The organism is Streptomyces sp. NPDC045431 (assembly GCF_040646655.1).
Lineage (GTDB): Bacteria > Actinomycetota > Actinomycetes > Streptomycetales > Streptomycetaceae > Streptomyces.
In genome coordinates this window covers 119,108-132,580 of the sequence record NZ_JBEZAQ010000008.1, presented here as the reverse complement: position 1 = coordinate 132,580, position 13,473 = coordinate 119,108, and the positions used below count along the sequence as shown (strand labels likewise).

General features: G+C 71.6%; 14 protein-coding genes. 4 read left to right on the top strand and 10 right to left on the bottom strand.

Going from position 1 to position 13,473, the window contains the following annotated elements; all coding sequences use genetic code 11:
- The first annotated feature begins 74 nt into the window (after positions 1 to 74).
- Both AB0A69_RS19070 and AB0A69_RS19065 read left to right on the top strand, forming a co-directional pair.
- Positions 75 to 1,403: a nicotinate phosphoribosyltransferase gene (locus AB0A69_RS19070; RefSeq protein ID WP_361422800.1), complete on the top strand. Its 1,329-nt coding sequence runs from the start codon at positions 75 to 77 to the stop codon at positions 1,401 to 1,403.
- Between the two features lie 107 nt (positions 1,404 to 1,510).
- Complete coding sequence (locus tag AB0A69_RS19065) at positions 1,511 to 2,098, top strand: isochorismatase family protein (RefSeq protein WP_361422797.1); 588 nt, start codon at positions 1,511 to 1,513, stop codon at positions 2,096 to 2,098.
- 58 nt (positions 2,099 to 2,156) lie between these two features.
- On the opposite strand, the gene AB0A69_RS19060 is transcribed toward AB0A69_RS19065, so the two are convergent.
- Together AB0A69_RS19060 and AB0A69_RS19055 are read right to left on the bottom strand one after the other, a co-directional pair.
- Positions 2,157 to 2,498, bottom strand: coding sequence for a hypothetical protein (locus tag AB0A69_RS19060; RefSeq protein WP_361422795.1), 342 nt, complete (start codon positions 2,496 to 2,498; stop codon positions 2,157 to 2,159).
- A gap of 120 nt (positions 2,499 to 2,618) precedes the next feature.
- Complete coding sequence (locus AB0A69_RS19055; RefSeq protein ID WP_361422792.1) at positions 2,619 to 5,078, bottom strand: immune inhibitor A domain-containing protein; 2,460 nt, start codon at positions 5,076 to 5,078, stop codon at positions 2,619 to 2,621.
- A gap of 444 nt (positions 5,079 to 5,522) precedes the next feature.
- Between AB0A69_RS19055 and AB0A69_RS19050 the strand changes: the two genes are divergently transcribed.
- Entirely contained in the window at positions 5,523 to 5,789 is a 267-nt protein-coding gene (locus tag AB0A69_RS19050; RefSeq protein ID WP_361422789.1) for a hypothetical protein, read from the top strand.
- Here AB0A69_RS19050 and AB0A69_RS19045 read toward each other — a convergent pair.
- Entirely contained in the window at positions 5,775 to 6,461 is a 687-nt protein-coding gene (locus AB0A69_RS19045) for an RDD family protein (protein ID WP_361422786.1), read from the bottom strand. The two genes, AB0A69_RS19050 and AB0A69_RS19045, sit on opposite strands and share 15 nt — an antisense overlap.
- Positions 6,462 to 6,516: 55 nt before the next feature.
- Positions 6,517 to 7,929 carry an RDD family protein gene (locus AB0A69_RS19040; protein ID WP_361422784.1) on the bottom strand — a complete coding sequence of 471 codons (1,413 nt, stop codon included), beginning with the start codon at positions 7,927 to 7,929 and terminating at the stop codon, positions 6,517 to 6,519.
- Between the two features lie 260 nt (positions 7,930 to 8,189).
- Between AB0A69_RS19040 and AB0A69_RS19035 the strand changes: the two genes are divergently transcribed.
- A complete protein-coding gene (locus AB0A69_RS19035; protein WP_361422781.1) occupies positions 8,190 to 8,627 on the top strand; it encodes an SsgA family sporulation/cell division regulator in 438 nt (145 codons plus the stop codon).
- 23 nt (positions 8,628 to 8,650) lie between these two features.
- Here the strand turns inward: AB0A69_RS19035 and AB0A69_RS19030 are convergent, their stop codons facing one another.
- The 6 genes from AB0A69_RS19030 to AB0A69_RS19005 all read right to left on the bottom strand — a co-directional run bounded on the left by AB0A69_RS19030 (position 8,651) and on the right by AB0A69_RS19005 (position 13,459).
- A complete protein-coding gene (locus AB0A69_RS19030) occupies positions 8,651 to 8,968 on the bottom strand; it encodes an SCO5918 family protein (RefSeq protein WP_361422778.1) in 318 nt (105 codons plus the stop codon).
- A 52-nt stretch (positions 8,969 to 9,020) separates the two neighbouring features.
- Positions 9,021 to 10,460 carry a DEAD/DEAH box helicase gene (locus AB0A69_RS19025; protein ID WP_361422775.1) on the bottom strand — a complete coding sequence of 480 codons (1,440 nt, stop codon included), beginning with the start codon at positions 10,458 to 10,460 and terminating at the stop codon, positions 9,021 to 9,023.
- Positions 10,461 to 10,770: 310 nt separating this feature from the next.
- The gene (locus AB0A69_RS19020; protein ID WP_064071132.1) at positions 10,771 to 10,974 is read right to left on the bottom strand and encodes a cold-shock protein; all 204 of its coding nucleotides are present in this window, start codon (positions 10,972 to 10,974) and stop codon (positions 10,771 to 10,773) included.
- A 161-nt stretch (positions 10,975 to 11,135) separates the two neighbouring features.
- Positions 11,136 to 11,486 (bottom strand): MerR family transcriptional regulator, encoded by a 351-nt coding sequence (locus AB0A69_RS19015; protein WP_361422771.1) that lies wholly within the window; start codon positions 11,484 to 11,486, stop codon positions 11,136 to 11,138.
- 109 nt (positions 11,487 to 11,595) lie between these two features.
- Positions 11,596 to 11,979, bottom strand: a complete 384-nt coding sequence (locus AB0A69_RS19010) for a VOC family protein (protein WP_361422768.1) — start codon at positions 11,977 to 11,979, stop codon at positions 11,596 to 11,598.
- A gap of 112 nt (positions 11,980 to 12,091) precedes the next feature.
- On the bottom strand, positions 12,092 to 13,459 hold the full coding sequence (locus tag AB0A69_RS19005) for an FAD-linked oxidase C-terminal domain-containing protein (RefSeq protein ID WP_361422765.1): 1,368 nt from the start codon (positions 13,457 to 13,459) through the stop codon (positions 12,092 to 12,094).
- Positions 13,460 to 13,473: the final 14 nt, after the last annotated feature.

The window sequence follows — 13,473 nt, the reverse complement described above, 5'->3', positions numbered from 1 at the left end:
CCCCGCCGAAGCGCTTCCCGCGGGCTCCCAGAGAAATCGTCACTCTGACGAGTATTGGAGGTAGCATCCGTCATATGAACGCTGCGGATCTTGGGCTGCCGGTGGACGTGCCGTCTACCGCGCTCTTCACCGACCAGTACGAGCTGACGATGCTCCAGGCCGCCCTGCGGGGCGGGACCGCCGACCGGCGCTCGGTCTTCGAGGTCTTCACCCGGCGGCTGCCGGAGGGGCGCCGGTACGGCGTCGTCGCCGGCACCGGGCGCGTCCTGGACGCCGTGGAGAACTTCCGCTTCGACGCGGGCGTCCTCGGCTTCCTGCGCGAGCACGGCATCGTGGACGAGCCGACCCTCGCGTGGCTGGCGGACTACCGCTTCGGCGGCGACATCTGGGGCTACCCCGAGGGCGAGGTGTACTTCCCCGGCTCGCCGATCCTGCGCGTCGAGGGCTCCTTCGCCGAGTGCGTGCTGCTGGAGACCGTGATCCTGTCGATCCTCAACCACGACTCCGCCATCGCCGCCGCGGCCTCCCGGATGTCGTCGGCGGCCGGCGGGCGACGGCTGATCGAGATGGGCGCCCGGCGCACCCATGAGCTGTCCGCGGTCGCCTCGGCCCGCGCCGCGTACGTCGGCGGCTTCGACTCCACCTCCGACCTGGCCGCCGGGTTCCGTTACGGCATCCCGACCGTCGGCACCTCCGCGCACGCCTTCACGCTGCTGCACGACACCGAGCGCGACGCCTTCCGGGCGCAGGTGGACTCCCTGGGCCGCGGTACGACGCTGCTCGTCGACACCTACGACGTGACCGAGGCCGTCCGTACCGCCGTCGAGGTGGCCGGCCCCGAGCTGGGCGCGGTGCGCATCGACTCCGGCGACCTGCTCCTGGTGGCGCACCGGGTGCGGCAGCAGCTGGACGAGCTGGGGGCGCGCGACACGCGGATCATCGTCACCTCGGACCTCGACGAGTACGCCATCGCCTCGCTGGCGGCGGCGCCGGTGGACGCGTACGGCGTCGGTACGCAACTGGTGACCGGCAGCGGCCACCCGACGTGCTCCATGGTCTACAAGCTCGTCGCCCGGGCCGAGTCGGCGGACGTGCGGGCGCCGCTGGTGCCGGTGGCGAAGAAGTCGCTGGGGGCCAAGATGTCGATCGGCGGCCGCAAGTGGGCCGCGCGGCGTCTGGACGCGGACGGCGCGGCCGAGGCGGAGGTCGTGGGCACGGGTCCGGTGCCGGCCGGGCTCGCCGACCGGCAGCTGCTGGTCGAGCTCGTCAAGGGCGGCGAGGTCGTGGCCCGTGAGCCGCTGGAGGCGGCGCGCGAGCGGCACATCGCGGCGCGGGCGGGGCTGCCGATGTCGGCGACGCAGCTGTCGCGGGGCGAGCCGGTGATCCCGACGGAGTACGTCTGAGCCGGTCCGCGTCCGTCCGGGCCTTCTGGGCCCCCTCCCGCAGGGCGGGGGAAGTCTCTAGGCTCGATGCCATCCCCGCCGTCCCCCACCACCGAAGGACACCCGCCATGCACCGCGCATTGATCGTCGTGGACGTTCAGAACGACTTCTGCGAGGGCGGCAGCCTCGCGGTGGCGGGGGGCGCGGACGTCGCCGCCGCCATCACGGACCTGATCGGCCAGGCCGCGGGCGCCGTGTACCAGCACGTCGTGGCCACCCGGGACCACCACATCGACCCGGGCGGCCACTTCTCCGACGCCCCGGACTACGTGAACTCCTGGCCGAAGCACTGCGTGGCCGGTACGGAGGGCGTGGGCTTCCACCCGAACTTCGCGCCGGCGGTCGCGTCGGGCGCGATCGAGGCGGTGTTCGACAAGGGCGCGTACGACGCGGCCTACAGCGGCTTCGAGGGCACCGACGAGAACGACGTGCCGCTGGCCCGCTGGCTGCGGGAGCGGGAGGTGACGGAGGTGGACGTGGTCGGCATCGCCACGGACCACTGCGTCCGCGCCACGGCCCTGGACGCGGCCCGCGAGGGCTTCAGAACCCAGGTGCTCCTGGACCTGACGGCGGGCGTCTCCGAGGAGACCGTCCAGCGGGCCCTGGAGGAGCTGCGCGAGGCGGGCGTGGAGCTGACGGGCAAGCCGGTGGTCTGAGGCGCCGGGAAGGCCGCCGGGGAGGAGCCGGGGCGGCGGGGAGGCTCCGGGCGGCGCGCTACGCGCCGTCCGCGAGCCGTGGCGTGCCCCAGGTGCGGCTCTGCGGCAGCAGGGCCCGGATCGGGTGCCAGAGCTCCGTCGCGCCCTCCGGGCAGGTGCGCCACAGCAGGCCGTCGGGGTGGTGGAGGACGGCGGTGACCTCGTCCGGCGTCGGCGGGTGGAGGTTGCCCCGGAGGTAGACGGAGCGCAGGCCGAGGTTGCGCAGGCGGGTCAGGGCCCGGGCGCGGTTCGGCGCGTGCACGAGGACGCGCACCGTGGAGCCGTCGCCCACCGGGTTGGGCAGGCTGAGCGCGACCACCACGCTGCCGCCGGGCAACCTGATGAAACCTCCGCCGGGCATATGAAACCACTCCCCCGTGAAATGGTGTGTCAATAAGACGGGCCACTGGCACCTAAACAGAATCGGCCGCCGCCCGCTAGAGGGCGACGGCCGATCATGCTTTGACCTGCGGTGATGCGGTTACTTCGTCGACGGGCCGACCTGGACCGTGATCGTCCGGCCGTTCTTCGGCTGCTTGACGATCGAGATCTTGGTGTTGGTGTCAGTTACCTTGACGCCCGCGCGCGGGTTCGACTCGTACCAGTAGACGCCCTTGCGGTCGTCGAACACCGGGACACCCGGCTGGGACGCGATCGGGGCCGCGACACCCGCCTTGTGCAGCGTGATGCCGGTGGTGCGGTACAGGCTGAACGGCGAGTCGTACGCCTGGATCCGGTTGCGCATCAGCGTGCCGTCGGCCCACTTCGTCGGCGTCGGGTGCGCGTCGACCGGCAGGATCAGGCCCTGGCCCTCGTGGACGGCGGTGTTGTTGTCCTTCTGGGAGGTGTCCCACTGCCAGACCAGCAGACCGGTCTGGTACGGGTAGTGCTCCACCCAGCCGTCCATGGGGGCGGCGAAGCCGAAGTTGTACGGGCCGACCTTGAGGGTCGCGTCGTACGAGACGTACTGGCGGTTCTCGGCCAGGTAGTACTGCTCGTACTCGTTGGTGAAGGACTCACCGATGCGGGAGAAGCCCTTCGCCGTCCAGGCGGCGTCGGCGTTCTCGGCGTTGTCCGAGAAGACCGGGGCGCCGTCGGCGGTCAGCGCGATGTTGTCGGCGGTGAAGCCCTTGCCGCCCGCGCCGCCGTCCGTCTGGTAGCGGAAGCGGAGGTCGAACTTCTTGCCGGCGTACGCGTCCAGCGGGAAGGCCAGCTTCTGCCAGGAGCCGGAGACGTCCGTCAGCGCCGGGGCGCCGCTCGCGTCGGCCGGGATCGGCTTGCCGTCGGCGGTGCCGGCCAGGGCCGTCCAGTTCTTGCCGCCGTCGGTCGACACCTCGGTGTAGAGGTAGTCGTAGTCCTTCTCGATGTCCCACCAGCCGTCGAGCGTCAGCTCGGCCTTGGTCTTGCCGGTGAGGTCCACGGAGCGGGTGAGGGTGTTCTTGAGGTCGTCACCCATGTCGCTCCACCACTGCGTGGCGCCCTGGGCGGGCTTCACGACCGGGGTGGTGACCTTCTTCTTCGGCAGCTCGACGACGAGGGCCTGCGGGTTCTTGGTGTTGTACTCCGCGACGCCCAGCGTGTGCGTGGACTTCGTCGCCGCCTTGGCCTTCTCGTAGTTGAGCCAGCCCAGCTGCAGCTTGTCCCAGGCGGTCATGTCGCCCGGCATGTCGCCGATGGAGTCCTTGCCCAGGCCGAGCCAGGAGCCGGAGGACATCAGGGACCAGAAGCCCGTGGAGTTCTCGGCGCCCGCCTTGCCGGAGGTGTCGTACAGGTCCGGCAGGCCGAGGTCGTGGCCGTACTCGTGGGCGAAGACGCCGAGGCCGCCGTTCTCCGGCTGCATGGTGTAGTCGCCGACCCAGATGCCGGTGTCGCCGATCTGGGTACCGCCGGCCTTGTTGTGCGCCGGGCCGGTCTTGCCGGCGTCGGTGCCGTACGCGTACCAGCGGTGGGCCCACAGGGCGTCGCTGCCCTGGGCGCCGCCGCCCGCGGACTCGTCCTCGCCGGCGTGGACGATCTGGAAGTGGTCGATGTAGCCGTCGGCCTCGTTGAAGTTGCCGTCGGCGTCGAAGTCGTAGCGGTCCCACTGGTCGTACTGGGCCAGCTGCGCCTTGATCTCGGCGTCGGTCTTGCCGGCCGCCTTCTGCTGCGCGGTCCACGCCGTCACACCGTCGCGGACGGCGTCCCAGACGTTGGCGCAGTTGCTGCTGCCGCAGTAGTTCGAGCCGTAACGGGCCTCGTTGTACTGGACCTTGACCCAGTCGGAGACCGCGCCGTCGACCGAGTACCGGCCCGAGGAGGTCTTCTCGTAGTAGGTCTTGAGCGAGTGCTTCTGCTGACCGGTCTTCGGGTCCTTGCCGGTGCCGAAGTACAGGTCCTGGAAGTGCTGCTGGTTGTAGTCCTTCTGCCAGGCCGTCGAGTTGTCCTTCGAACGGTCCGGCTCTTCTATCTGGTTGTGCAGCGGGCCGGGCTTGCCACCGAACTTGGGCTTCTTCTCGGTGGTGTCGTCGTCCGCGCGGTCGACGAGCGTCTCGTTGTCGACCTTGTCGCCGAACTCGACCAGGATCGTGAAGATCTTGTCGGTCTTCTCACGGCCCAGCTCGACGTACTTCTTGTCGTCGAGCTTGACGACCTGGGAGGCACCCCTGCGCTCCACCTTCAGGTCGCCGGCCAGCACCTGCTCCAGCGCCGCCTCGCGCTGCTGCGCCTGCTGCTTGCTGAACGGGCCGTCGAGGTCGTGGTCGACCTTCGCGGCGTGGTCGTGCCCCGGGGCCCCGTGGGCGTCCCCGGCCTCGTGCGCGCCGGGCGCCGGGTCGTGGCGCTCGATGCCGTGGTCGGGGCGGTTGTCTGCCTGGGCCGTGGTGAGAGCCGAGGCGGTCGCGGCGGTGGCCGCCAGGGCCACGAACACCGCGGACGCTCTGAACGCGCGTCGTCTGCTGGTCACTTAATGTCCTCCCCGCGCCCGCGATCCGCGGATGGGGGGTCGAAGTGATATCCGCGTGCGAGTCGCGCCATAAGTGACGACATTCGACCGGATGGACGCAAGAAAAGACAGATCTTGACTTGAACAGGCCAAGCCACTATGTGCGAACCATGATCCGGATTCCGGACGAACGGAGCGACGGCGCGCGCGAGTTCGGGCGGCGGTCGCTCCGGGCATGGATCAGGTGGGCCCCACCGTACGGGGGTGTCGGCGGAACGCGTCAGCTCCCGCCCTCTTCCGGCCAATCGGCATAGGCGGTGATTCTGTGCGCCCCCCATGCACCGGTACCGTGGGTTAGGTCACGCTTACTACTGGTTTCTCTCGGGCATCCACCTTCGTAGAGTCGCCGGTGAGTGCGACCGAGTTGCGAGTCACCCATACCGATGCATTGAGGACGGATCCGTCATGCCGCGTCCGACTGCCGCACAACTCGCCTACGGTTCGGCCACCGTCGTCTTCTCGACCGTCGCCCTGCTGCTGCTCTCGCGCACCACCACCGGGCTCGGCGTCGCGCTGATCGGCGTGGGCGCGCTGCTGCTCGGGCTGCTGGTCGCGCTGACCATGCCCGTACCCGCGAAGACGAGGACGAAGGCCGCGACGCGGGCGGCGGCCGACGCCCGGGTGCCGCGCCCGCGCGCCGAGGCCGCCGCCCCGCAGTCAGTGCGTCGTTGACACGACGACGGTTCTGGCCGCCTTGTCGTGCAGGCCCTGTTTGTACGGCTTGTCGACGAGGATCAGGATCAGCAGGAGCAACGGCCACAGACAGGCGCAGCACACCAGCGCGGGCAGCCACAGCACGATGGCCCGGGTCAGCGCCGCGCTCGTGTTCGGCACGTTCCCGTCGTTGAGCATCGCCACCCGCATGCCCATCAGCCGCTTGCCGACGGTCTGGCCGTGCCACTTGGTCGTCATGAGGGTGTCGTAGGCGATGTACGCCACGATCGTGAGGAGCTGGAAGGCCCACTGTCCGCCGTCGTTGGTCGTCTGCCAGACGTCCGCGAGGTCGGACTCCTCCGCCACGCGGTCGTAGATGTCGAACGGCAGCCCGATCAGGGCCAGCGGTACGAAGATGATGAACCAGTCGATCAGCCGGGCCAGGACCCGCTTGCCGGAGTCGGCGAGCGGTGGCATGCCCGCGAGCGGGTCGGTTCCGCCGTAGCCGTACGGACCACCACCACCGCCACCGCCGCCGTACGGACCGCCGCCACCGTAGGGACTGCCACCGCCGCCGTACGGGCCCCCACCGCCGCCCGGGGGCGGAGGGGGCGGCGGTTCCTCGGGCGGCCTCTTGCGGAACGGATCGTCCTCGGGCGGCTGACCGGGCGGCGGCGGTTCGTTGCTCATGTGGGCAGTGCATCCCGCCCGCCGGACCGCCGCAACGGATCACCGGCCGTTCGGGCTACCCGCCCTGCCCCGCCACGAAGGTGTGCGCCGCCTTGTCGTGCCACGCCTGGCGCCACGGGCGGTCGATCAGCGCCCACAGGACGCCCACGATCCCGATGACGAGGAGCCCCGGCACGCTGTAGACGAGCCAGCGGCGCAGCGCCGCGCCGAACGCCGGGGGTGCGTGCGACTCGATGTCCCGCACCTCCAGGCCGCACACCCGCTTGCCCAGCGTGCGGCCCCACTTGGCGGTCGGCAGCGCCTCGTACAGCACGCCGAGGACCAGCAGGGCGGCGAGCGTGATGCCGAAGTACGTGGACGTGGTGGAGTCCAGCAGCCAGACGGTGACCGTCTCGCCGGACTGCTTGGCCTGCTGAATCTTGCCGTCGATGTGGTCCAGCGCCTTGGAGACGAGCGGTACGCCGACGGCGCCGACGGCCGCCCCCAGGACCACGGTGTCGATCAGCCGGGCCGCCAGCCGCTTGCCGAGCGGGGCCGGGCGGGCGGCGGCCTGGGCGCGCGCGGCGCGCAGGAACGGGTCCTCCACCGGGGGCTTCCACGGGACGACCGGCGGCTCCTGCTGCGACTCCTGCCGTGGCCCGGACTGAAGCGGCTGCTGCTGGTGCTGCTGGTGCGCCGCCTGGGGCGGCTGCGCGAGCTGGTGCACCTGCTGGGCCCAGGAGGCAGATCCGCCACCGGCGCCGTGTGCGACAGGGGGTGCGGGTGCGGGTGCCGGGGCCGGCTGTGGGACCTGAGCCTGCGCCTGCGGGGCCTGGGCGGCCTGTGGGGCGGGCTGTGCCTGCGGCTGGTGCTGGGCCGGGACCTGCGGGGTGCGCGGCGCGTCCTTGCCCAGCGCGCGGATGGTCATGGTGCCGTCGGCGGGCCGCTCCTGCGCGGGCACGGGGGCCGGCGCGGTCGCGGGTGCGGGCTTCTGGGCGCGGATGGTGACCGTGCCGTCGGAACGGGGCTCCACCTTCCGTACGCCCGGCAGCGCGCCGCCCGTCGGGTCCGTGCCCGCCGGCACGCGCGGGTCCGCCGCGGCGCCCTGGGGCTGCGCCTGGGCGCTCTCCGCGCCCCAGGAGACCCGGCGGTCGCGGTCGCCGCCGAAGCCGGTCTGGCGGGCGGCGTCGGCCTGCCAGGCGGACGCGGGCTCCGACTTGGCGGCCGCCTCCTCGGCGGCCTCCTCCTCGTCGAAGAAGACGGGCCCGGTCTCCTCGACGGACGGCGCCGGGGCCGGCTTCGGGGCCGGGGAGGCCGGTACGGCCGAGGCCGGTGGCGCCGGCACGGCCTCGCCCTCCGCGGGCGCGGGCCGGCTCGTGCCGGGCACCCAGGCGGCGCCGTTCCAGTACCGGATGTATCCGGGGATGGACGGATCGGGGTAGTACCCAGCCAGGGGTACGTTCCCGCCGTCACCAGGAGGTGTAGCCACAGCCCCCAACTCCGTTCCTTCACGACACCGCATGTCCAGGGAGGACATTAACGAAGAACGCCGGAGCCGTAAGAAGGAGACGGGCAAAGACCGTGTTCGAGCGAGCTTGACCGATCAGGTGACGGACACCCGGGGCGAACATCACGGAAAGTAATGAGAAATTCCCCGCCCGTGTCGCGTAATGACGGGGGGGGAGCGCCTCTCCACCGGTGCGGGGCCACTCCAGGACCCCGTACGAGGAGCAGGAGAAGGAGCGTCCCATGGAGCACACCGAGCACACCGAGCACGCTGGACACACCGCCGTCGAGCGCGAGCTGGAGCTGAACCTGGTGCTGTCGCCGGAGCGCAGCATCCCCGTGCCGGCCCGGCTGACGTACCGCACCGACGACCCGTACGCCGTGCACATCACCTTCCACGTCGGCTCCGACCACCCGGTGCACTGGACCTTCGCCCGTGAGCTGCTGGTGGAGGGGGTCTTCCGGCCCTGCGGCCACGGCGACGTGCGGATCTGGCCCACCACGCTCGACGGGCGGGCGGTCGTGCTGATGGCGCTGACGTCGCCGGACGGGGACGCCCTCCTGGAGGTGCCGGCCGTGGCGGTGTCGGCGTGGCTGGAGCGGACGCTGCGCGTGGTGCCGCCGGGGGCGGAGGCGGAGCAGCTCGGCCTGGACGAGGAGCTGGCCGAGCTGCTGGCCTGAAGCCGCCGGGAGTACCGGGGTGGCTACAGCTGGGCCTGGGGCTCCGGCGTACCCAGCAGTGCGGCCGCCGTCTGCAGGGGGGTGGGGCCGGGCGCGGGCAGGACGGCGGCGGCGGAGTGGCAGGTGAAGCCGAGCTTGGTCAGCGCCCTGCGCACCTCACCGGCGGTGAAGTCGCGGCGGTCCTGCCGGGTGATCACTTCGCCGACCTGCTTGAGCGGGTAGGTGCGGCGGCCGATGGTCACGGACTCGCCGGAGACGGGTTCGGGCTTGATGCCCCTCATCGCTTCCTGCACGTCGGACTTGAACAGGTCGAAGGGGAAGTGGGCGATGACGCAGCGCATGGTTCCTCGCGGGGTCGAAGGGGAGTTCCGGAAGGGACGGATGAGCCTGGGGTTACGCGGCGGTGCGGGGTGCGGAGGAGCGGCCGCGCGAGCGCGCGGGCCGGCTCCGTCGTCCGCGCGTGGTGGAGTCGGCGCGCCCGGTCCGCTCGGCGGCGGGGGCGCTGATGGTGACGGGGACGCCCGAGGGCGCCTGGGCGCCGGTGATGCGGCTCAGCTCGGCCTCGCCGGAGCGGACCTTGGTCACCCGCGCGGTGATGCCGGCGTCGGCCATCACGCGGTTCATGCCGCGTCGCTGGGCGGGCAGGACGAGCGTGACGACGGTGCCGGACTCCCCGGCGCGGGCCGTGCGGCCGCCGCGGTGCAGGTAGTCCTTGTGGTCGCTGGGCGGGTCGACGTTGACGACGAGGTCGAGGTTGTCGACGTGGATGCCGCGGGCCGCGACGTTGGTGGCGACCAGGACCGTGACGTGGCCGGTCTTGAACTGCGCGAGGGTGCGGCTGCGCTGGGGCTGGGTCTTGCCGCCGTGCAGGGCGGAGGCGCGCACCCCGACGGCCAGGAGGTCCCTGGTCAGCCGGTCCACGGCGTGCTTGGTGTCCAGGAACATGATCACTCGTCCGTCGCGGGCGGCGATCTCCGTGGTGGTGGCGTGCTTGTCGGCGCCGTGCACGTGCAGCACGTGGTGCTCCATCGTGGTGACGGCCCCGGCGGACGGGTCGACGGAGTGGACCACCGGGTCGGCCAGGTAGCGGCGGACCAGGAGGTCGACGTTCCGGTCGAGCGTCGCGGAGAAGAGCAGGCGCTGCCCTTCGCGCCGTACCTGGTCGAGGAGCTGGGTCACCTGGGGCATGAAGCCCATGTCGGCCATCTGGTCGGCCTCGTCCAGGACGGTGACGGCGACCTGGTCCAGGCGGCAGGCGCCCCGGTCGACGAGGTCCTTGAGCCGGCCGGGGGTCGCGACGACGACCTCGGCCCCGGAGCGCAGCGCGCCCGCCTGGCGGCCGATCGGCATCCCGCCGACCACCGCGGTGAGCCGCAGGCGCAGCGAGCGGGCGTAGGGGGTGAGCGCGTCGGTGACCTGCTGGGCCAGTTCCCGGGTGGGTACGAGGACGAGGGCCAGCGGCTGCTTGGGCTCGGCCCGCTGTCCGGCGGTACGGGCCAGCAGGGCCAGGCCGAAGGCGAGCGTCTTGCCGGAGCCGGTACGCCCGCGGCCCAGGACGTCCCGGCCGGCCAGCGAGTTCGGCAGGGTCGCGGCCTGGATCGGGAACGGCACGGTCATGCCTTCGGAGTGGAGCGCGGCCAGCAGGGCGGCCGGGAGGTCGAGGCCGGCGAAGGTCTCGACGGGCGGGAGCGCCGCGGTGCGGGTGGCCGGCGGCGCGAACTCGCGGGGGCCGTGCCCGACCGGGCGGGAGGGGCGCGGGGCGCGGGTGGCGCCGGCGCCGCGGGGGGCGCCGGAGGGACGGAAGCGGTCGTTCGTGCGAGCGGTGCGGTTCACGGGGAACCTTCCTCGATGCGGCACGTATCGCGTCGCGAGAACGAGCCGAAGAAAAAGACGAGACGGGTCCGGGCCGGCTGTGCGGCGGTTCGTCTCGAAGAGGACGCCGGAGTGCGGGCGAGCCGAGGAAAGCGGCATCGGCATTCGGGCGCGAGGGCCGGGCGTATTCATCCGGCCGGAGTTCATGGGCCCGTCGGAAGCGACGGGCGCGAACAGAGTGACCGGCTCGGTGGGGAGCCGGCTGGAGCTGGGTAACGAGCAGGGGCCCACACCCACGGTGCGGGCCCCGACTACGTCGTACGCGTCAGCGTCAGGCGGGAACGATGTTCTCGGCCTGCGGGCCCTTCTGGCCCTGCGTGACGTCGAAGTTCACCTTCTGGCCTTCCTGAAGCTCGCGGAAGCCGGAGCTGGCGATGTTCGAGTAGTGGGCGAACACGTCGGCGCCGCCACCGTCCTGCTCGATGAAGCCGAAGCCCTTTTCCGCGTTGAACCACTTCACGGTGCCAGATGCCATATTGAATCTCCCTCGGGGGCAGTGCCCGGAGTCCGCACCTTGCGAACCCGGAGTCGCTGCATGATTTACCCTCCGGAAGAACCGGACTGAAAAGTATCTGGGAACCACGACCGCAACTGACATCACCGTAGCACGATGGTCGGCGGGAGAGCTCGATATGTTTACCGGTCGCCCATTTCCTGATTTTCTGCATCGGCGGTGGCAGATTTCCGCATTTCCTCGTTGAGGCGGAGGGCCTCTTCGAGCTGGTCCTCCAGGATGATGATGCGGCAGGCGGCCTCGACCGGTGTGCCCTGGTCGACGAGTTCGCGAGCCCGGGCGGCGATGCGCAGCTGGTAGCGGGAGTAGCGCCGGTGCCCGCCCTCCGAGCGCAGGGGGGTGATGAGCCGCGCCTCGCCGATCGCGCGGAGAAAGGCGGGCGTCGTGTCCAGCAGGGCGGCGGCCCGCCCCATGGTGTAGGCGGGGTAATCGTCGTCGTCGAGGTGGTCGACGGCGGGCTTCTCAGAGGGCATAGCACCTTCGTTCGGGGGGCGCATCGAGGATGCCTGCGTACAGCGCAAACCCTACGTTCCGCGCCGCCCGATATCTACTTCCGCCGGTACAGGAAATCCGCGGGGCCGGTCAGTCGACGACGTACGTGTGGGTGATGAATTCGATCGAGTGGCCGTCCGGGTCGTCGACGTACACGCCGCGGCCCCCGTGGTGGTGGTTGATCCGCTGGGGTTCGTGGTGGTGCGGGTCGGCCCAGTACGGCAGCCCGCGCTCCTTGATCCGGCCGAAGATCTCGTCGAACTCGTCCTCGGAGACGAGGAAGGCGAGGTGCTGCGGGACGATCCGTTCGGAGTCGTCGTCGAGGTAGTCGAGGGTGACTCCGCCGTCGAGCGCGACGCCGGCGAAGGGGCCGAAGGGCTTGGGCTCCGGCGCCGCGAGCAGGTCGGTGAGGAAGCGGGCGCCGGCGAAGCGGTCGCGGCTGCGGACGATGGTGTGGTCAAGGCGCGCGGGCACGGCTCTCTCCTCTTCCGTTCGACTCGTACTCGGCTGCTTCCGTCGACGTCCTTTCACGCTAGGCGGCGGGGCGGGCCGGTGACCATCGGGCATGGGGACCAGGACCGGAGACCTAGAAGAGCTTGCCCGGGTTGAGGATGCCGAGCGGGTCGAAGGCCTGCTTGATGGAGCGCTGCAACTCCACCTCGACCGCGCCCAGTTCGCGGGCCAGCCACTCCTTCTTCAGGACGCCGACGCCGTGTTCGCCGGTGATCGTGCCGCCCAGCTCCAGGCCGAGCGCCATGATGGCGTCGAACGACTCGCGGGCGCGCCGGGACTCGTCGGGGTCGGTGTGGTCGAAGCAGACGACGGGGTGGGTGTTGCCGTCGCCCGCGTGGACGCAGACGCCGATGGTGAGGCCGTACGTCTCGGCGATGGCGGCCGTGCCGTCGAGCATCTCGGCGAGCCGGCTGCGCGGTACGCACACGTCGTCGATCATCGTCGCCGACGAGACGGTCTCCAGGGCGGTGAGCGACAGGCGCCGGGCCTGCAGGAGCAGCTCCGACTCGGCCTCGTCCTCGGCGGGTACGACCTGCGTGGCGCCCGCCGCCGTGCACAGCTCGCCCACCGCCGCGAGGTCGGCGGCCGGGTCCGGGGTGTCGAAGGCGGCGAGGAGCAGCGCCTCGGTGGAGTCGGGCAGGCCCATCTTGGCCAGCCGGTTGACGGCCTGGATCGTCGTGCGGTCCATGAGCTCCAGCAGCGACGGCGTGTGGCCGCGTTCCATGATCGCGCAGACGGCCGCGCAGGCGGCGGCCGCCGACGGGAACTCGGCGGCGAGCGCCAGCTGCCGCGGCGGCTGCGGCTTGAGCGCCAGCACGGCCCGTACGACGATGCCGAGGGTGCCCTCCGAGCCGACGAGGAGCCGGGTCAGGTCGTAGCCGGCGACGCCCTTGGCGGTGCGGCGGCCGGTGGTGAGCAGGCGGCCGTCGGCGAGGACGACGTCGAGGCCGAGGACGTACTCCGCCGTGACCCCGTACTTGACGCAGCACAGGCCGCCGGACGCCGTGCCGATGTTGCCGCCGATGGTGCACGTCTCCCAGCTGGACGGGTCGGGCGGGTAGTACAGGCCGTGCGCGGCGACCTCGCGGGAGAGGGTGGCGTTGACGACGCCCGGCTCGACGACCGCGATCCGGTCGACCGGGTTGATCTCCAGGATGCGGTCCATCGTGACGAGGGACAGGACGATGCAGCCGTCGGAGGCGTTGGCGGCGCCGGACAGGCCCGTGCGGGCGCCCTGCGGGACGACGGGCACGCGCAGCGCGGTCGCCGTGCGCATGACGTGCTGGACCTGCTCGACGGTGCTCGGCAGGACGACCACGGCGGGCGCGCCGGCGGCGCAGAAGCTCGCCGCGTCGTGGGCGTACGAGGCGGTGACGTCCGGGTCCGTGAGGATCGCTTCCGCCGGGAGGCCGGCGCGCAGGTGTGTCAGCAAGTCGTCCATGATCCCAGCCTGGC